Raw genomic sequence first — 17,715 nt, forward strand, 5'->3', positions numbered from 1 at the left:
CAGCATTTGTGACGCTCATCGAATTGTTTCGAGCAGGTCAGAGGAACGAATAATTCGAAATTCTCGCCGAAACCATTGACTGTTGTCAGGGGCAGACCAACACTCCCGGGGACAGGCTCAACGGAACGAGGAGGGAAATACGCGCATGAACGTCGCTCCCGCACAGCCGACGCGTCGCAGCGTCTGTGCCCTGCTGCTGGGTACGGGCGCCGCGCTGGCGCTGCCCGGTACCGCCGAGGCGGCCACCGTCGTCACGACGAACCAGACCGGCACGAACAACGGGTACTACTACTCCTTCTGGACGGACAGCCAGGGAACGGTGTCGATGACGCTGAACTCCGGCGGGAACTACAGCACTTCGTGGAGCAACACCGGCAACTTCGTCTGCGGCAAGGGCTGGAGCACCGGCTCCCGCAGGACCGTCTCGTACTCGGGCAGCTTCAGCCCCTCCGGCAACGCCTACCTCGCGCTGTACGGCTGGATGTCCAACCCCCTCGTCGAGTACTACATCGTCGACAACTGGGGCACCTACCGTCCGACCGGCACCTACAAGGGCACGGTCACCAGTGACGGCGGGACCTACGACATCTACCAGACCACCCGCTACAACGCCCCGTCCGTCGAGGGCACCAAGACCTTCAACCAGTACTGGAGCGTGCGGCAGTCCAAGCGGACCGGCGGGAGCATCACGACCGGCAACCACTTCGACGCCTGGGCCCGTGCCGGGATGCCGCAGGGCACCCTGAAGTACTACATGATCCTCGCGACCGAGGGATACCAGAGCAGCGGCAGCTCCAACGTCACGGTGGGGTGAGGGAGTTGGCGTCCACGAAAGCCAGGTCCGCCCTCGCGGTGGTCACCGTAGCCGCGCTCTCCCTCGTCGGGACGGCGGTCCACGGCGCCGCCGCCCAGGCCGCCGCCTGCTCCGGCTACGTCGGGCTCACCTTCGACGACGGCCCCACCGGAAACACCCCGGCCCTGCTCAACTCCCTCAAGGCGAACGGCCTCCGGGCCACGATGTTCAACGAGGGCCAGTACGCGGCCGCCAACCCCGCGCAGGTCAGGGCCCAGGTCTCGGCGGGCATGTGGGTCGGCAACCACAGCTACACCCACCCGCACCTCACCCAGCAGACCCAGGCCACGATCGACTCGGAGATCTCCCGGACCCAGCAGGCGATCGCGGCCGCGGGCGGCGGGACGCCGAGACTGTTCCGGCCGCCGTACGGCGAGACCAACGCGACCGTGAAGGCCGTGGAGGCGAAGTACGGGCTGACCGAGGTGCTCTGGCAGGTCGACTCGCAGGACTGGAACGGCGCGAGCACGGACGCGATCGTGGCGGCGGCCGGCCGCCTCACGAGCGGCCAGGTCATCCTGATGCACGACTGGTCCGCCAACACCCTCGCGGCGATCCCCCGCATCGCCCAGGGCCTCACGGCCCGCGGCCTGTGCGCGGGCATGATCTCCCCGCAGACGGGCCGCGCGGTGGCCCCCGCCTGAGCCGGGGCCGGGCCGGGCCCGGGGGCGACCACCGTCGGGCTTCCCCCCACCCCCGGGCCGAAGGCGGTGATTGGTGCGGATGTCCCGGTCGCGCGCGGAATCGTCGGCGTGTCGCCGGGACATCCGCACCAATCACCCCCTGCCCGGGGAAGTCACGGCTTGCGGGCCAACCCGCCGTAGGCGTCCACCGGGGACGGGTCCGGGTCCTGGGGGTCCGGGCGCCAGCGGGTCACCTCGACCACGCCCGGGGCGACCAGGTCCAGGCCGTCGAAGAACGCGGCGATCTCCGCCACCGTGCGCACGTAGTACGGCACCGCGCCGCTCTTGTTGTACGCGTCCGACGCGGCGATCATCTCCTCGCTGGTGGCGGTGCCGTCGCTGATCACGAGGTAGCTGCCGGACGGGAGGCCCGCCATGAGGCGGCGGACGAGGTCGACGGCCTGGGTGTGGTCGGCGACGTGGCCGAGGGTGTTCAGGATCATCAGGGCGACCGGCCGGGAGAGGTCCAGGGTGTCGGCGGCCGCCGTGAGGATCGCCTCGGGGTCGTAGAGGTCGACGTCCAGGAACGTGGTCGTGCCCTCGGGGGTGCTGGTGAGCAGGGCGTTGGCGTGGGCCAGCACGATCGGGTCGTTGTCGACGTAGACGATCTTCGCGTCGGGGGCCACGCGCTGGGCGACCTCATGGGTGTTCTCCGCGGTCGGCAGGCCGGTGCCGACGTCGAGGAACTGCCGTAAGCCCCGCTCCCCCGCCAGGTGGCGCACCGCGCGGCCGAGGAACTGCCGGCTGGTGACGGCCACGTCGACGAGGCCGGGGCAGATCTCCTTGATCTGGTCGCCTATCTCGCGGTCCACCTCGTAGTTGTCCTTGCCGCCCACGAAGTAGTTCCAGAAGCGGGCCGAGTGCGGCTTACTGGTGTCGATCCTGGTGTGGGACAAGGCGGGTCCTCCAACGGACGGCTGGACGTGAACAACTGGCCGGACCCCCAACCTAGGTCAACTCGCCGTAGCGCACGGATAGTTGCGCCTATTCGGCCTCACTCACCGTAGGGTTCTGGCCGCAGCCGTGTCCCGGCGGGTGAAACCGTCGTGAACCGGCCAGCCCTCCGCGCCCGTTCCGTCATCATGAGCGACACCGCTCGACGCGCCCATCTGAGAGGACGCAGTGCCATGGCCACTCCCTTGACCGCAGCACAGATGCTCGCCGCCCTGAAGTCCGAAGGCCTCACCGTCAACGAGCACGCCGGCTGGAAGACCCACAACCGCGACGCGGCGACCGGCAAGTCCTTCGGACCCGTCATCGGCGTACTGATCCACCACACCGCGGGCCACGGCGACAAGGAGCTGTGCTTCAACGGCAGATCGGATCTGCCCGGGCCGCTCTGCCACGCCTGGCTCGGCCAGACCGCCGGGCTGTGGATGATCGGCAACGGCCGGACCAACCACGCCGGGTCCGTCGACCTCGACGTCCTGAACGCCCTGCGCGACGAGAAGTCCCTGCCCACGGACAACCAGGCCAACGCCGACGGCAACGACGTCCTGTACGGCCTGGAGATCGAGAACCTCGGCAACGGCAAGGACGCCTACCCGGACGCGCAGTACCGGCAGGCGGTGCTGTGGGCCGCGGCGATCTGCCGGGCGCACGGCTGGTCGGAGAAGTCGATCGCCGGGCACAAGGAGGTCCAGCCCGGCAAGATCGACCCGAGCTTCGACATGGACGACTTCCGCGACGAGGTGAAGAAGCAGCTGGCGACCACGCCGGGCAAGGCCGGGTCCACGAAGCCGACGAAGCCGGTGACGACCAAGCCGGTGACCACCAAGCCCGCGAGCAAGCCGCGCGTCGACCTCTCCCGCCTGGTGTCGGCGGCCAAGTCCGACCCCAAGGCCAAGCAGGGCCATGTGACCTACATGGCCGGCACCAACCTCACCGAGGCCGCGCTGGTGAAGCTCGGCTACCTCGCCAAATCCTATGCCGGGGACGGGTCGTTCGGGTCCAAGACGGTCGCCGCGTACGCCAAGTGGCAGAAGCACCTCGGCTACACCGGTGACGACGCCAACGGCATCCCCGGCAAGATCTCCCTCTCCAAGTTGGGCGACGCGACGGGGCTGTTCACGGTCGTGGCCTGAACCCGCCGACTTGTTACCACCTCTTGACATGCCCGAGGTGTATCCGCGAGGCGCTTCCGTGGTCTTCTCCACAGGGGCTACGGGGGACTTCCCAGGAGGTGGGATGTGATGGCCAAACGGCTGGTGGTCTGCTGCGACGGCACGTGGAACATGCCGAACCAGAAGTACGTGACCAATGTGTCGAAGGTGGCGCGCGCGGTGCTGCCCGTGGCGGCCGACGGTACGGAACAGCGGGTCGGCTACCTGGACGGCGTCGGCACCAAGTGGACCGACAAGTACGTGGGCGGCGCGTTCGGTTGGGGGCTGTCGGAGAAGGTGCGGGAGGCGTACTGCTTCCTCGTCGAGAACTACGAGCCCGGGGACGAGCTGTTCCTGTTCGGGTTCAGCCGGGGCGCCTACACCGCGCGCAGTCTGGCCGGGCTGGTGCGCAACTCCGGCATCCTGCGGCCGGAGCACGAGGGGCGGCTGGCGGAGGCGTGGGACCTGTACCGGGACCGGGACAAGAAGCCGGGCGAGCAGGTGTCGAAGGACTTCCGGAAGGCCTATGCGCACGAGACGAAGATCCGCTTCATCGGCGTCTGGGACACGGTCGGTGCCCTCGGCATCCCGGTCCCGGGGCCCCATGTGCTGTGGCCGCTGGTGAAGTGGGTCAACAGCCACTGGGCCTTCCACGACACGGAGTTGAGCAGCTGGATCGACGGCGCCTTCCACGCGCTGGCCGTCGACGAGCAGCGCAGGGCGTTCGCCCCGACGCTGTGGCACCAGCAGGCCGACGCCGAGGGGCAGGAACTGAAGCAGGTCTGGTTCAGCGGGGTGCACTGCGACATCGGCGGTGGTTACGAGGACACGTCCCAGTCCGATCTCAGTCTGCGGTGGATGGTCGCCCGGGCCGCGGAGTACGGGCTGGAGATCGACACCGGTGCGCTGGGGCTCGGGGGGTTCGACGCGCTGGGCGAACTGCACGAGTCCCGTACGAAGTTCTACCGGCTGACCCGGGCACTGCACCGGCCCATCGGTCAGTCCAGGAGTGAACCCGAAGGCCGCTTGGACGGCGACGAGTTCGTCTCCTCCACGGCCAAGTCACGGTATGAGAACGCGGATCCGCGCTACTGCCCGCGCGAGCTCGAGAGGTACCTCGGTCAGGAGACCGGGGTGCACATCGAGACCATCCCCGACGAGACTCGCAGGCCCACAACACCCCTGGTTCTCCCGGGGAACCGCACACCGACCGATCCGACACCACAGCCTTCGTAACGGCTAGGAGGCTTGCTAGGGGGCTTGGGTGATCCCCTCGGCGGCGCGGCGCGCGCCCGTCGCCGCCTCCGTCGCTCCGGCCATCTCGTAGGCCCGGGCCGCGGAGAGCCAGGCGCGGCGGGCGAGGTCGGGGTGGTCGAGGTGCTGGTGCAGTTGGGCCAGGGCCACCAGGACCTGGCCCGTCGCACCCGGCGCGCCCGCGTCGGTGAAGGCGGTGCCCGCCTCGGCCAACTCCCTTGCCGCTACGGCGGGTTCGGCCGTCCTCAGCAGGGTCAGTCCGAGGAAGTACCGGGACCTGCCCTCCTCGTACCGGTCCCCGAGCCGGTGCCAGGTGTCGGCGGCCGTGCGGTAAGCGGTCGCCGCATCGCCGAACTCCCCTGCCTGTGCGAGGGCCTCGGCCAGGCCGAAGCGCGCCTTGGCCTCGTTACGGGGATCGTCCAGCTCCCGGAAGAGGTCGGCCGCGGACCGGAAGGCGTGGGCACTCTCGGCCGTACGGCCCAGCTCCAGCAGGACGTTGGCCCGGTTGGCGAGGGCGTGGGCCCGGGCGTACTCGTCGCCCAGGCGCTCCAGGACGCCGAGCGCGGCGGTGACCGCGGCTTCGGCCTCCTCGTAACGGCCTTCGTGGCGCAGGGCGTTGCACAGGCCGAGGCCCACGGCCGCCTGGCGCCGGTCGTCGCCGAGTTCCGCGCTGAGCCGCGCCGCCCGCTGGAAGAGCGGGACGGCTTCCCGGTGACGGCCCAGCTCCTGAAGGCCGTTGCCCTGGTTGTTCAGGATGTCGACGTACCCGTGCCGGTCGCCGAGGCGCAGGTAGAGCTCCGCGGCCTCGGTGTAGATCTCCATCGCCTCCTCCAACCGCCGCAGGTCCTGGAGGGTGCAGCCCAGGCTGTTGAGGGCGAACGCGGTCGCGCGGTCCCTGCCGAGGGGTCTCAACGCCGTGACGGCCGTACGGAGCAGCCGTTCCGCCTCCTCGTACCGGCGTACGTCCGCCAGCGCCTGCCCGAGTTCCGCCAGGGCGACCGCGTGGTCGAACGGGTCGTCGGCGAGGCGGGCGGCCGTGACCGCTGTCGTGGCGAGGGAGACGCGGTCGTCGAAGTACCGGCCGCGTGCCAGGTAGGCCGCGAGGTGGCCGGGGACCACGCGGGCGATGTCCAGTTCGCCCGCGTCCAGCGCGGTCCGCGGCACGGCGAGCAAGTTGGCGTGCTCGGCCCGCAGCCACGCCGTCGCCTGCGCCTCGTCGGCGAAGCGTGCGGAGACCTCGCCAGCAATCCGTTCGGCCGGATCGGCCGAGCACATGCTCGCCGCCTGCGCCCCCTCCGCGTAGTACTTCAGCAGCCGCAGCAACGCCGCCCGGTCTTCCGGATCCTCCGTCGCCGGTGCGGTCTGCGCGTGGTGCAGAGCGTAGTCGCGGAGCAGGTCGTGCAGGGACCACCGCTCGTCGGCGCTGTCCAGCAGATGCGCGCGTACGAGTTCCCGTAGCCCGGCGCGGAGTTGGTGCCCCTCCCCATCGGTGAGTGCGGTCACGGCCGGCAGGCCCATGTCGGGGCCGGGGTTAAGGGCGAGGGTGCGGAAGAGGCGGGCCAGGTGCGGGGGCAGGCGGTGGTAGGAGAGGTCGAACGTGGCGCGCAGGGCGCGTTCGCCGTCGTCGAGGTGGTCCAACCGGGAGCGGGCGCCGTCGAGTTCGGCGGTCAGGCCGGCGACTGTCCGGCCCGGCTCCAGGACGAGCAGGCCTACGGCGATGTGCAGGGCCAGTGGGATACGGCCACACAGGGCGATGAGTCGTTCGGTGGACTCCCGGTCGTCCTGGACGCGCCGGTCGGCGGGGGCGGCGCGGTGCAGGACCTCGTGCAGGAGGGCGAGGGCCGCGGTGGGGGTGAGCGTGGTGAGGTCGACGAGGTGGGCGCCGTGGGAGACCAGGCGAGGGTGGGTGTGGCGTGAGGTGGTCAGGAGCCTGTGCGGGCCCGGTCCGGGGAGCAGTGGGAGGAGTTGGGCGGAGTCGGAGGCGTTGTCGGCGAGGATCAGGGCCCGCCGGTCGCTTCTCGCGAGCGCGGCCAGGACCGCGCGGTAGAGGTCCTCGCGTTCCTCCTGTGCGGTCGGGATGTCCTCGGGTGGTGTTCCCATCGCGCGTAGGAGGGACTCCAGGGCCTGGTGCGCGGTGACGGGGGCGGGGTCGTAGCCGCGTAGGTTCAGCGAGTAGATGTCCGTGAACCAGCCCTGGGTCAGGGCCTGTTGGGCGGCGGTCAGTGCCAGCGCCGTCTTGCCGATGCCGCCCATGCCCGCGACGGCCGCCACGGTGACGTCCGGAGCGTCGCCGGTCGGCGGGGCGAGGACGTCGAGGAGGCGGGCCAGTTCGGCGTCCCGGCCGGTGAAGACGCTCGGGGCGGCGGGGAGGGTCGACAAGGCTCTCGGCACGGTGGCTTCCGGGGGCTCGGCGTCGAGTCGGTCCAGGAGGCGCAGCAGTTCGTTCAGGGCCGCCAACCGCCTTTGCCACAGGGCTGGTTCGGTCTCGGCGGGGGTCAGCAGGACGCCGTGGTCGGTGGCGTGCCGTGCGCAGGAGAGGACGAAGGTGCGCACCGTGTCCCAGTCGGGCGCGTCCGCCAACTGGCCGGTCAGCAGGGCGCTCAGGCGCGTGGTGCTCAACTCCCGTACGCCGACCGTCCGTTCCGCGACGAGCCGCTTGGACGCCCGCTGGAGGTCGGCGTTCTTCGCGTGTGCCGCGTCGCGCAGGGCGCACAGCCGCTCCACGAACTCCCGGCGGGCCCGGCCCGCGACCGACTCGACCACCACGCCCCGCCCTCCGCCCCCTGGCACCGCGTCGTCCCGGACCGTCCCGTCGCGGACCGTCCCGAACCGGAAGGCCCAGGGTTCCACCGGGTATGCGGCGGACGGAAGTCCCGATCCGTCCCGGAAACCGTTCGGCGCCGCACCGGACACGGACCCTGCTGCCACGCGCCAACCGCGCGTCCGTCCAAGCCCGTTGGGAGCCCGCCGTGATCCACACCGCCGAGACCGTGCTCGTCATCGTCCTGCTGGCCGTCGTCGTCGCCCAGTACGTCCACGGGATCGCCGCCCGCGAACTCCCCTCCCGGCTCGCCGCCCTCATGGCCACGGGCACCGCCTTCTCCGGCACGTTCTATCTCCTGAAGGCCGTCGCCGACGCACTGCGCCTGCTCTGAACGCCTCAGCGACGGATGAGCCGGTACTCCGTCGGGTCCAGCCGCCGGGTCCGGGGTGCGGTATCAGGAGGAGCAGCTCGTCCAGGCCGTGCCGGTGAAGCGGGCGTCGAGGGCGTGCAGACCGGCCCCCTGGGCCTCCAGGAAGAAGGGGATGGAGCCGCCGGAGGTGTTGGTGTTGGGGCCGTACATCAGGAACAGCGACGGGAAGCCGGAGACCGTGATGCCGAGGTGGGCGCGGGCCCCGTCCGACCAGGTCTCCTCGATCGAGAGGCCCGCCGCACCCGTCACCCTCATCGGCAGCATGAAGGTGTTCGTACGGAAGCCGGTCGCGTGGATCACGCAGTCCACGTCGTGCCGGCGCCCGTCCGCCGTCAGCGGGCCCTCGGGGGGCATGCGCACGATGGCCTCCGTCACCAGCTCGACGTTCGGCCGGCGCAGCGCGGGCAGGAAGTCCGAGCTGAACAGGTCCCGTTTGCAGCCGAAGGGGTAGTCCGGCCAGGCCCTGCGGCGCAGTTCGGGGTCGGGCAGCCGGCGGCGCATGTGGACGGCCGAGATCAGCGCGCCGACCCGGCCCGCCGTGCGGGGGTGGCGGATGCAGAGGGTCAGCAATTCGGCGGAGTGGTACAGGAGCCCGCGCCAGGCCCGTCGGGCGAGCGCCGAGTGTCCGAGCGGCCACTGGAGCGGGGCCGGCATCGGACGGTCCCGCCTCGGCAGGAACCAGTTGCCGGTCCGCTGGAACACCGTCAAGTGCGGGGTGAGCGGAAGCTGTGCCCCGCGAGCCGCCCCTCGGAGGCAGGCCACGCAAGCTTGTCGAGCTGCCCGGCGGCCAGCACCACGGCATCGGCGGCCCGGTCCTCCTCCGGGCCACCGGTGACGATCCTCGGTGTGATGCCGAGGTCGTCCGCAGTCTGCCTGAGGTAGGCCAGGATCTCCCGCTGGTGCGAGTACACGTGACTCGGTACGTCGGAGGCGACCACAACCCTCACGGGTGAAAACTACCCGTACAGATTCGTTGTACGGGTTGTGACGGGTGAACGTACGGCCCCTCGTGGGGAGTTCTTCCGCATGAGCAACAGGAGCCGTGGGGTACGCGGCAGGAAGAACGCGTCCGCCGTGAAGCTGGTGGGGAGTCTCGTCGGCACGTTTCGGCGGGCGGCCGGGCTGACGCAGATCGCTCTCGCGGAGGCGGCGAGCGTGGACGAGGAGACCATCGCGTCGATCGAGCAGGGGAGGAGGACGCTCAAGCCGGATCTGGCGGGGCTGCTCGATGATCTCCTCGATACGAAGGGGGCATTGTCGGTCGCGGTGGCCAACATGCCGGAGATCGATCTCTTTCCTCGGTGGGCGGAGGACTACATCGATCTGGAGCGGGAGGCGTTGGCGTTGTCCTGGTACGACAACCAGGTGTTGCCGGGACTGCTCCAGACTCCGGGGTATGCGCGGGCGGTGTTCCTCAATGAGGTGCCGGCGCTGACCGAGGAGGAGATCGAGCAGCGTGTCACGGCCCGGGTGGAGCGGCAGGAGATCCTGCACCGGCGAGAACCTCCGACTGTCAGCTTCGTCATCTCCGAGGTGACGCTGATGGACCGGCTGGGCGGCGACGAGGTCTACTTCGGGCAACTGCGCCGCTTGCGCGAGTGGGCCGACCTGGCGGCAGTCACCCTCCAGATCATGCCGGTCGGACGCGACTTCCATGCCGGGCTGGCCGGGCCGTTCACAGTCATCGAAACCACCGACCACCAGCGCGTTGCCTACGCCGAAGGCCAGCAGCAGGGCCGCCTGGTCGCTGACCCAGATGTCGTATCCGTGCTGGAGCGCAAGTATGCGATGCTACGGACGCAGGCTCTCAACCCCCTGGAGACCAAGAGCCTGTTGGACCGTCTCCTAGGAGAGCAATGAGCACCGCACTTCAGTGGTTCAAGTCGACTTACAGCAGCGAGCAGGGCGGCCAGTGCCTCGAAGTCGCCGCCTCACCCGCGACCGTCCACATCCGCGACTCCAAGGACACCAGCGGCCCCATCCTCACCGTCACCCCCGACACCTGGACGTCGTTCCTCGCGCTTGCCCAGCGCTGACAGCGTCAGCGTCACCGCGACCGACCCGGCCGCCATCAGCGTCATCGCCGTGGCCGGGGAGGTCAGTTGGGCCAGGGTGCCCGCCAGGGCCGCGCCGATTCCCTGGAGCGCGACCATGCCCGTGGAGTGCAGACCGAGCGCCTGGCCCGTCAACCGCTCCGGTGTCACCGACATCAGGCGTTCCTGGAGGACCAGGCTCGCCGCGAAGCCGACCGAGGCCACGGTGACCGCCACGGCCGACAGCGCGAGGGACGGTCGTAGGAAGAAGAACAGGTAGGGCGCGGCCAGCAGCAGGCGCAACGGGGTCGCCAGGCGCGGCCGGACCGCCGGAGGGACCAGTCGGCCCACCGTCAGGTCGCCCAGGAACATGCCCAGCGCCCCGAACGCGTACAGCGTGCCAGCCGCGTGCGGGGCGTAGGAGACGTAGAGCGAATCGCTGCCCACGATCAGGCCGTTGGGGACCCACAGGCCGAGGTAGGCCAGGCGGCGGGGGCGTGAGGACCAGAGGATCGCGTTGGTGCGCCAGGTCGCCGCGACGGACGGGCGGCCGGTGGCGCGGGGCGGGCGGGCCCTCAACCCCAGGTGGTTGACGAGAGCGGCCACCGCGTACAGCGCCGCCGCGAGGAGCAGGCAGGTGCGTGCGGAGAGCACCGCGAGGAGCACGCCACCCGCCGCGAAGCCCGTGATCTGCACCAGGCCCCAGAGCATGTTGTAGACCGAACGGCCAAGCACATAGCCGTTGTTGCCGTCCTTGGTCAGGATCTCGTTCAGCAGTCCGCCCCGCACCCCCGCACCCAGCGACGCGACCAGGCCCTGTGCGAGCAGGACCGCGAACACCGCCCAGATCGGCAGCGCGGGCAGCGCGAGTACCGCCGTACCGGCCGCGAAGGCGAGGCTGATTGCGGACAGCGCGGTGCGCGGGGGCAGCCGGTCGGAGCCGGAGAGGAGGAACAACCCGCCGAGCAGCTGGGCGAGTTGCTGTCCGAACATGCTCAGCGCCGACAGCAGGGGCGAGCCGGTGGCCCGGTAGACCAGCGTGCCGAGGGCCAGGCCGCCGATCGTCTGGGCGGCGGCGGAGGCGCCGAAGGAGAGCAGGAACGGGGTGAACTCCGGGGTGCGGAAGAGGGATCTGTAGCTGCGCATGGCCGGATTCTGAGAGCGGTCGGCGGGTGACGGTTAGTCTTTCGCGCGTCCGCGAAACGACCGGGGGTGCGTATGGGGTTCTGGCAGGTCAACGCGGACACCCTGGTCCGCAGCCGGTTCCTGGTCTGCCCGTTCACCGAGACCTTCGCGGCGCTCAGACTGCTGCACTCCGGCACCGGCGCGCACCCCGGCGAGGACGCCTGGCTCCGCGCCCATCTGCCCGGCTACCGCGCCCGCCTGGCGGCCGACCCGGTGACCGCGCTGCTCGTCCGCTCCGGGATGGGCACGTCCTGGATCGCCGACTTCCTCGCGCCCCTCCCCCGCGACGGGACCCCGCTGGAGGAGACCCTCGCCGCGATCCGCGCCACCGACCCGGCCGAGGCCCGCGCGAACGTCCGGGTCTCCCTGCGCGGCCCGCTCCCCGCCGAGTTGGACCGCGACGACCTCCCCGAACGGGCCGCCGCGATCCTCTCCTACGTCTGGGAGGAGACCGTACGGCCGTACTGGGACCGTCGGCGGCGGGTCCTGGAGGCCGACGTCGTCGCCCGGACCGCGCAGGTCAGCCGGGGCGGCTGGGCGGCCGTCATCGACTCGCTGCTGCCGGGGCAGACGCGGTGGCTGGGCGACAACCGGCTCCAGGTGAACCGGCACGAGCGGCCGCCCCGGGACATCCGGGGCGCCGAACTCGTCTTCGTCCCGGTCACCGTGGGGCGCGGCTGGGCGACCTGGGAGGAGCCCCGCCGCTATGCCATCGTCTACGGCTGCACGGGCGCCCTCGCCGACCCGGACGCCCGGAGCGTCCCCGCGAGCCTCGGCACGCTGCTCGGCACCGGCCGGGCCGCCGTGCTCGTGCTGCTCAACTCCCCGATGAGCACGAGCCAGTTGGTCGCCGTCACCGGCCAGGGGCTCGGCTCGACGGGCCGGCATCTGCGGGTCCTGCGGGACGCCGGTCTGGTGGAGCGGCGGCGTGCGGGGCGGGCGGTGCTGTACTCGCGGACGGCGGCGGGGGAAGTACTGGTCGCCGCTTCCGGCTCAGCGTGAACAACGTCAAGGTCGCGGTCACCGATCCGGCCGCCATCACCGTCATCCCCGTTGCCGGGGAGGTCAGTTGGGCCACCGTCCCCGCCAGGGCCGCGGCGACCCCTTGCATGGTGAGCATCCCGGCGGAGTGCAACCCCAGGGCGTGGCCCGCGAGTTCGTCGGGGGTGTGGGACATCAGGGTCTCCTGCTGGACGAGGCTCGCACCGAAGCCGATGGAGGCGACGGTGACGGCCACGGCCGACAGCGCGGGGGACGGTCGTAGAACGAAGAACAGGTAGGGCGTCGCCAGCAGCAGGAGGAGCGGGGTGGCCAGACGGGGGCGCACGGCCGGCGGGAGCAGACGGCCCACCGTCACGTCCCCGACGAACATGCCCAGCGCCCCGCACGCGAACAGCACGCCCGCGGCCGAGGGGTCGTAGGAGACGTAGAGGGACTCGCAGCCGACGACGAGGCCGTTGGGGATCCACAGGCCGAGGTAGGTCAGGCGGCGGGGGCGGGAGGACCACAGGAGGCCGTTGGTGCGCCAGGTCGCGGCGGGCGAGGGGCGGCCGGAGGCGCGCGGTGGGCGGGCGGTGAGGCCGAGGCGGGTGCCGAGCGCCGACAGGACGTACAGCGCAGCCGCGAGGAGCAGGCAGACGCGTGGGGAGACGATCGTCAGCAGCGCGCCGCCGGTCGCGAAGCCGGCGATCTGCATCAGGCCGGAGAGCATGTTGAAGACCGAACGCCCCAGCAGATAGCCGCCGTTGCTGTCTTCGCTGCCTTTGCTGTCGTTGGTGTCTTTGGTGAGGATCTCGTTCAGCAGCCCCCAGCGCACGCCTCCGCCGAGCGAGGCGACCATGCCCTGGGCGAAAAGGACGAGGAAGACCGCCGCGACCGGCAGACCGGGGAGTGCGAGGACCGCCGTGGCCGCCGCGAAGGTGAGGCCGATGCCGGTCAGCGTCGAGCGCGGGGGCAGGCGGTCGGCGCCCGAGAGCAGGACCGTCGCGCCGAGCACCTGCGCCAGTTGGGGGCCGAACATGCTGATCGCCGACAGCAGCGGTGAGCCGGTGAGGCGGTACACCAGCGTGCCGAGCGCCAGGCCGCCGATCGTCTGGGCGGCCGTGTGCGCGGCGGAGGCGAGGAAGAAGGGGGTGAACTCCGGGGTGCGGAACAGTTCTCGGTAACTGCGCATGGATCGGAGTCTCGGAGCGGTCCGGGGTCGGCGGTTATCGTTTCGCATCCAGGCGAAACATCGGAGGCATCGGGGGTGGGGCCATGGGCTGGTGGCTGGTCGACGCGGACACGCTGGTGCGCAGCCGCTTCGTGATCTCCCCGTACGCCGAGACCTTCGCGAGCCTCGGTCTGCTGCATTCCGGCACCGGCACCCACCCCGGCGAGACGGCCTGGCTCCGCGCCCACCTGCCCGGCTACCGGGCACTCCTCGCGGCCGACCCGCTGACCGCCGCGCTGGTCCGCGCCGGGCTCGGCAAGGGCTGGATCGCCGACTTCCTGACGCCCACGCCGTACGAAGGGGAGACCTTCGAGGAGTCGCTGGCCCGGGTGCGGGCGGTGGGGCCGGAGGAGGCGCGGGCGCATCTGCGCCTCTCCCTCGGCGGCCCGCTCCCGGCCGACCTCGACCGCGACGACCTTGCCGAGCGGGCGGCCGCGGTCCTCTCGTACGTCTGGGAGGAGACCGTACGGCCGGACTGGGACCGTCGGCGACGGGTCCTGGAGGCCGACGTGGTCGCGCGGCTCGCGCAGGTCAGCCGGGGCGGCTGGGTCGCCGTACTCGACTCGCTGCGGCCGGGGCGGACGCGGTGGCTCGGGGAGAACCGGCTCCAGGTGAACCTCCAGGAGTATCCGCCGCGGGAGATCACCCCCGGGGCCGAGCTGCTGTTCGTGCCGGTCACGCGGAAGGCGGGGTGGGTGTCCTGGGAGGGGCGGGAGCGGTACGCCATCGTCTACCCCTGCACGGGTGTGCTCGCCGAGGACCACGACCGGCGGGCGGTCCCGGCCGGGCTCGGCGCGCTCGTCGGGACCTCGCGGGCGGGGCTCCTTGTGCTGCTCGGGACGCCGTTGAGCACGACCCAGCTGGTCGCCCTGACCGGGCAGGCGCTGGGGTCGGTGGGACGGCATCTGCGGGTGCTGCTGGACGCGGGGATGGTGGAGCGGCGGCGGACCGGGAAGTCGGTGCTGTACGTGCGGACGGCGGCGGGGGATGTGCTGGTGGAGGCGTGCGGGGCGGGTACGGCCTAGGGGCTCGGGGTGGGTGCGGCCTGGGGGCTCGGGGCGGATACGGCCTGGGGCTCGGGGTGGGTGCGGCCTGGGGCTCGGGGCGGGTACCGGTGGAGGCGTGCGGGGCGGGTACGGCCTAGGGGCTCGGGGTGGGTGCCGGTGAGTGGGAGTGGCCACAGGGGGTTCACTGTGCGGAGTTAGCATCCGCTCATGACTACTTCTTCCTCCCCCCTGGACGTCGAGATCGGCGCCCTCACCGGTGGCTCCGCCGACCTCTCGCAGTACGCCGGCAAGGCCGTTCTCGTCGTGAACGTGGCCTCCAAGTGCGGGCTGACCCCGCAGTACAACGGACTGGAGAAGCTCCAGGAGCGGTACGCCGAGCGGGGCTTCACCGTGCTCGGGGTGCCCTGCAACCAGTTCCTCGGGCAGGAGCCGGGCAGCGCCGAGGAGATCGCGGAGTTCTGCTCGGCGACGTACGGCGTGACCTTCCCGCTGACCGAGAAGGTCGAGGTGAACGGCGAGGGGCGGCACGCGCTGTACGAGCGGCTGGTCGGGTTCGCGGACGCCGAGGGGCACACCGGCGACATCCGCTGGAACTTCGAGAAGTTCCTGATCGGCCGGGACGGGACCGTCGTAGGACGGTTCTCGCCGCAGACCGAGCCGGAGTCGGACGCCGTCGTCACCGCCGTGGAGGGTGCGCTGGCCTGATTGACCTTGCCCCTGGGGCAGGGTCGAGCGTTCTCGTCGCCGGGCGGGAAGGAACCGTCCGGTGACGGAGGATGCCGGGATGCACCGCGAAGAGCTGCTCACCATCGGTGAGTTCGCCGCACGCGCCCGTCTGTCGGCGAAGGCGCTGCGGCTGTACGACCGGCTCGGGCTGCTGGCCCCGGCGTACGTCGACGAGGCCAGCGGATACCGCTACTACCGGGCCGACCAGACCGAACGGGCCCGGCTCGTGGCGCTGTTGCGGCAACTGGACATGCCGCTCGCGCGGATCGCCGAGGTCGTGGCGGCGGGCGGCACCGAGGGCGCCGTACTGCTCGCCGCGTACTGGGCGGACGTCGAGGCGCGGGTGGCGGGGCAGCGGACGCTCGCCGAGTACCTCCGTGGACGGCTGTCGGGGAGGAGCTCCGAGATGTACGGGAAGTTCGTGGTCGAGACGGTGGACGTGCCGGAACGGGTGGTGCTGACCGAGACGCGGCATGTGCTCGCGGATGAGCTGCCGGCCTGGATCGGCGCTTCACTGGGGCGACTTGAGGAGGCGGCGCGGGAGTGCGGCGGGGTGGTCTCGGCGCCGTACGTCGTCTACCACTCCGAGGTCTCGATGGAGAGCGACGGGCCGGCGGAGTCCTGTGTGCCGGTCGGGGATGCGGAGGCGGCGCGGGACGGGGTGGTGGGCCGTGGGGCGTGTGTCGAGCCGACCGTACGTCTGGCCGTCACCGGAGTCACCAAGGTGTAGGGGGCCATCCGCGGACGGACCCGGACGCGGTGGTGACTGCGGTCGAGCGTGTGCCGGCCAAGGTTGTATGGCGGCTGCGGGTCAGTGGGGGCTGGTCGCGCAGTTCCCCGCGCCCCTAGGTGGGTATCGGTCCCGCCTGCCAAGCTGCACCCGCCCCCCCCCCCCGGGCAACTGCCGGGCCCCCTCGGCAAGGACGGCGATCTGGTCGAGAGGGCTCCGGTGGTGCTTGTGCAGTTGTGGTGGTGTGGGGGTGGTGTCACACCTTGACCGAGGCCACGAAGGCGTTCCAAGCCTCGGCGGGGAAGGCCAGCTTCGGCCCCTCGGGAACCTTCGTGTCGCCGAGTTCGAGTGATTCCTCGATGGTCGACCGCACCATCAGGCACGCCCCGTTGGCGTTGGTGTAGGTGGAGGTCGTCCATGTGTCCAGGTTGCCCAGACGGATTGCCATATCTGCTCCGTAGCCAGTTGCGCAGTGTTCGGATTTCGCCAACCTGTGCTGATCGTTGGCGTGATCGACGCTACTAGCCGTCCTCTCCCTTCGGAGCAGTCATTCACTCGTACGGCTGGCATATTCCATAGGAGACTTCCAGGCGGGCATGGCCGGGGTGTACTATCCGGCCCGCCCTGTCGGGAGAGGCTCAGCGGGCGTACTCCTTGGCGACGTCCTCGATGAGCTGACGCGACTGGTCGACGTTGAGCGCCTGGGCCCTCAAGTGCTCGTACATCACGGTGTACTTCTGCACGTCATGGGCCTTCTCCAGGTACAGGTCGCTGGTGACGCCCTCGATGTAGACCACGCTGGAGTCGGCCGCGTCCGAGAACTCCAGGATGGAGTACTGACCGCTCAGGCCCGGGTGCGCGCCCACGTCGAACGGCAGCACCTGCACGGTGATGTGGGGCTGCTGGGACATCTCGCCGAGGTACTCCAGCTGTTCGCGCATGATCTGCCGGCCGCCCACGACCCGCCGCAGCGACGCCTCGTCGAGGACCACCCAGAGCCTGAGCGGATCCCGCTCCGCGGTCACCCGGCTCTGCCGCCGCAGCCGGACCTCGACGCGCTTGTCGTTCTCCGTCTCCGTCGCCTCGGGCGCACCGCCGCGCACGATCGCCTCGGCGTACGGCCGGGTCTGCAACAGGCCGGTGATGATCTGGGGTTCGTACACCCGCAGCGACTCGGCGTCGGTCTCCAGACCGATGTAGACGCTGTACGGGATGTCCCCGAACGCGTGCCACCAGCCCTGCTGGCGCGAGTCCTTGGCCATCTGCATCAGGGAGTCGACGATGCGCGCGTCCTCGACCTCGTAGACCCCGCACAGGTCGCGGACGTCGCGCTGGCTGATGCTGCGCCGGCCGTTCTCCAGCCGGCTGATCTTCGACTGCGACACCAGGAGGCGTTCGGCGACCTCCTCGGCCGTCATGCCCTTGAGCTCGCGGAGCCGGCGCAGCTCCTGGCCCAGCCGGCGCCGCCTGACGGTGGGATTGACATTGGACGCCACGGGACGTGCACCTCCGGCTGCGTGCGCTCATAACTTGCACTTTGCGTATCTGCTGTTGAGCAGACTGCCACCAAGGTGCTTAATACCGCTGGGAAACGGTGTATATGCGCTGCGTGCACGTCAATCGAGGCCCGGCTGCCCGTAAAAGCGGCCGCGCGGGGCGGCGGAACCCGTCGTCGTCCGGACGTGCCCTGTTGCCCGCCGACGGCGGCGCCCCTCCCGCCGTACTCATCTGTGCGA

Annotated in this window: 16 protein-coding genes and 2 pseudogenes; 10 read left to right on the plus strand and 8 right to left on the minus strand. The window is 70.9% G+C overall.

What is annotated here, in order from left to right; translation table 11 throughout:
- The first annotated feature begins 145 nt into the window (after positions 1-145).
- Both ABZ896_RS02530 and ABZ896_RS02535 read left to right on the plus strand, forming a co-directional pair.
- Positions 146-814, plus strand: coding sequence for a glycoside hydrolase family 11 protein (locus ABZ896_RS02530; RefSeq protein WP_360920669.1), 669 nt, complete (start codon positions 146-148; stop codon positions 812-814).
- Positions 815-852: 38 nt separating this feature from the next.
- The gene (locus ABZ896_RS02535; RefSeq protein ID WP_360920722.1) at positions 853-1,497 is read left to right on the plus strand and encodes a polysaccharide deacetylase family protein; all 645 of its coding nucleotides are present in this window, start codon (positions 853-855) and stop codon (positions 1,495-1,497) included.
- Between the two features lie 152 nt (positions 1,498-1,649).
- Here the strand turns inward: ABZ896_RS02535 and ABZ896_RS02540 are convergent, their stop codons facing one another.
- Positions 1,650-2,432 carry an SAM-dependent methyltransferase gene (locus ABZ896_RS02540; RefSeq protein ID WP_360920672.1) on the minus strand — a complete coding sequence of 261 codons (783 nt, stop codon included), beginning with the start codon at positions 2,430-2,432 and terminating at the stop codon, positions 1,650-1,652.
- Between the two features lie 231 nt (positions 2,433-2,663).
- On the opposite strand from ABZ896_RS02540, the gene ABZ896_RS02545 reads away from it, so the two are divergent.
- Positions 2,664-3,620: an N-acetylmuramoyl-L-alanine amidase gene (locus tag ABZ896_RS02545; protein WP_360920675.1), complete on the plus strand. Its 957-nt coding sequence runs from the start codon at positions 2,664-2,666 to the stop codon at positions 3,618-3,620.
- Between the two features lie 108 nt (positions 3,621-3,728).
- Positions 3,729-4,874 carry a DUF2235 domain-containing protein gene (locus tag ABZ896_RS02550; protein WP_360920678.1) on the plus strand — a complete coding sequence of 382 codons (1,146 nt, stop codon included), beginning with the start codon at positions 3,729-3,731 and terminating at the stop codon, positions 4,872-4,874.
- A 15-nt stretch (positions 4,875-4,889) separates the two neighbouring features.
- Here the strand turns inward: ABZ896_RS02550 and ABZ896_RS02555 are convergent, their stop codons facing one another.
- Positions 4,890-7,658, minus strand: coding sequence for a tetratricopeptide repeat protein (locus tag ABZ896_RS02555; protein ID WP_360920681.1), 2,769 nt, complete (start codon positions 7,656-7,658; stop codon positions 4,890-4,892).
- Positions 7,659-7,861: 203 nt separating this feature from the next.
- On the opposite strand from ABZ896_RS02555, the gene ABZ896_RS02560 reads away from it, so the two are divergent.
- Positions 7,862-8,047, plus strand: a complete 186-nt coding sequence (locus ABZ896_RS02560; RefSeq protein ID WP_360920684.1) for a hypothetical protein — start codon at positions 7,862-7,864, stop codon at positions 8,045-8,047.
- A gap of 63 nt (positions 8,048-8,110) precedes the next feature.
- Here the strand turns inward: ABZ896_RS02560 and ABZ896_RS02565 are convergent, their stop codons facing one another.
- Positions 8,111-8,740: a hypothetical protein gene (locus tag ABZ896_RS02565; protein WP_360920687.1), complete on the minus strand. Its 630-nt coding sequence runs from the start codon at positions 8,738-8,740 to the stop codon at positions 8,111-8,113.
- 50 nt (positions 8,741-8,790) lie between these two features.
- The gene (locus ABZ896_RS02570) at positions 8,791-9,033 is read right to left on the minus strand and encodes a hypothetical protein (protein WP_360920690.1); all 243 of its coding nucleotides are present in this window, start codon (positions 9,031-9,033) and stop codon (positions 8,791-8,793) included.
- Positions 9,034-9,112: 79 nt separating this feature from the next.
- On the opposite strand from ABZ896_RS02570, the gene ABZ896_RS02575 reads away from it, so the two are divergent.
- Both ABZ896_RS02575 and ABZ896_RS02580 read left to right on the plus strand, forming a co-directional pair.
- Complete coding sequence (locus ABZ896_RS02575; protein ID WP_360920693.1) at positions 9,113-9,946, plus strand: helix-turn-helix transcriptional regulator; 834 nt, start codon at positions 9,113-9,115, stop codon at positions 9,944-9,946.
- Positions 9,943-10,050: pseudogene (locus ABZ896_RS02580) on the plus strand (DUF397 domain-containing protein); the annotation flags it as partial. The gene ABZ896_RS02575 and the pseudogene ABZ896_RS02580, both read left to right, overlap by 4 nt.
- On the opposite strand, the gene ABZ896_RS02585 reads toward ABZ896_RS02580, so the two are convergent.
- Positions 10,018-11,265 carry an MFS transporter gene (locus ABZ896_RS02585; RefSeq protein WP_360920695.1) on the minus strand — a complete coding sequence of 416 codons (1,248 nt, stop codon included), beginning with the start codon at positions 11,263-11,265 and terminating at the stop codon, positions 10,018-10,020. The pseudogene ABZ896_RS02580 and the gene ABZ896_RS02585 sit on opposite strands and share 33 nt — an antisense overlap.
- Before the next feature lie 892 nt (positions 11,266-12,157).
- Entirely contained in the window at positions 12,158-13,477 is a 1,320-nt protein-coding gene (locus ABZ896_RS02590) for an MFS transporter (protein WP_360920698.1), read from the minus strand.
- A gap of 83 nt (positions 13,478-13,560) precedes the next feature.
- Here ABZ896_RS02590 and ABZ896_RS02595 point away from each other — a divergent pair, with 83 nt between their 5' ends.
- The 3 genes and pseudogenes from ABZ896_RS02595 to ABZ896_RS02605 all read left to right on the plus strand — a co-directional run.
- Complete coding sequence (locus tag ABZ896_RS02595) at positions 13,561-14,541, plus strand: helix-turn-helix domain-containing protein (protein WP_360920701.1); 981 nt, start codon at positions 13,561-13,563, stop codon at positions 14,539-14,541.
- Between the two features lie 189 nt (positions 14,542-14,730).
- On the plus strand, positions 14,731-15,228 hold the full coding sequence (locus tag ABZ896_RS02600; protein WP_360920704.1) for a glutathione peroxidase: 498 nt from the start codon (positions 14,731-14,733) through the stop codon (positions 15,226-15,228).
- Between the two features lie 79 nt (positions 15,229-15,307).
- Positions 15,308-15,973 (plus strand): annotated as a pseudogene (locus ABZ896_RS02605) (helix-turn-helix domain-containing protein); the annotation flags it as partial.
- A 262-nt stretch (positions 15,974-16,235) separates the two neighbouring features.
- Here ABZ896_RS02605 and ABZ896_RS02610 read toward each other — a convergent pair.
- Both ABZ896_RS02610 and ABZ896_RS02615 read right to left on the minus strand, forming a co-directional pair.
- Positions 16,236-16,427: a DUF397 domain-containing protein gene (locus tag ABZ896_RS02610; RefSeq protein WP_360920707.1), complete on the minus strand. Its 192-nt coding sequence runs from the start codon at positions 16,425-16,427 to the stop codon at positions 16,236-16,238.
- Between the two features lie 190 nt (positions 16,428-16,617).
- Positions 16,618-17,475 carry a helix-turn-helix transcriptional regulator gene (locus tag ABZ896_RS02615; protein ID WP_360920710.1) on the minus strand — a complete coding sequence of 286 codons (858 nt, stop codon included), beginning with the start codon at positions 17,473-17,475 and terminating at the stop codon, positions 16,618-16,620.
- Between the last annotated feature and the right edge of the window lie 240 nt (positions 17,476-17,715).

Source organism: Streptomyces sp. NPDC047072, from assembly GCF_040643855.1.
In the GTDB taxonomy this organism is placed as follows: domain Bacteria; phylum Actinomycetota; class Actinomycetes; order Streptomycetales; family Streptomycetaceae; genus Streptomyces.

Excerpts from the sequence above, each read along its gene's own strand:
- ABZ896_RS02545 (WP_360920675.1), top strand. The coding sequence starts at position 2,664 with ATGGCCACTCCCTTGACCGCAGCACAGATGCTCGCCGCCCTGAAGTCC.
- ABZ896_RS02530 (WP_360920669.1), top strand. The coding sequence starts at position 146 with ATGAACGTCGCTCCCGCACAGCCGACGCGTCGCAGCGTCTGTGCCCTG.
- ABZ896_RS02595 (WP_360920701.1), top strand. The coding sequence starts at position 13,561 with ATGGGCTGGTGGCTGGTCGACGCGGACACGCTGGTGCGCAGCCGCTTC.
- ABZ896_RS02575 (WP_360920693.1), top strand. The coding sequence starts at position 9,113 with ATGAGCAACAGGAGCCGTGGGGTACGCGGCAGGAAGAACGCGTCCGCC.
- ABZ896_RS02565 (WP_360920687.1), bottom strand. The coding sequence starts at position 8,740 with ATGCCGGCCCCGCTCCAGTGGCCGCTCGGACACTCGGCGCTCGCCCGA.
- ABZ896_RS02550 (WP_360920678.1), top strand. The coding sequence starts at position 3,729 with ATGGCCAAACGGCTGGTGGTCTGCTGCGACGGCACGTGGAACATGCCG.
- ABZ896_RS02600 (WP_360920704.1), top strand. The coding sequence starts at position 14,731 with ATGACTACTTCTTCCTCCCCCCTGGACGTCGAGATCGGCGCCCTCACC.
- ABZ896_RS02610 (WP_360920707.1), bottom strand. The coding sequence starts at position 16,427 with ATGGCAATCCGTCTGGGCAACCTGGACACATGGACGACCTCCACCTAC.
- ABZ896_RS02590 (WP_360920698.1), bottom strand. The coding sequence starts at position 13,477 with ATGCGCAGTTACCGAGAACTGTTCCGCACCCCGGAGTTCACCCCCTTC.
- ABZ896_RS02585 (WP_360920695.1), bottom strand. The coding sequence starts at position 11,265 with ATGCGCAGCTACAGATCCCTCTTCCGCACCCCGGAGTTCACCCCGTTC.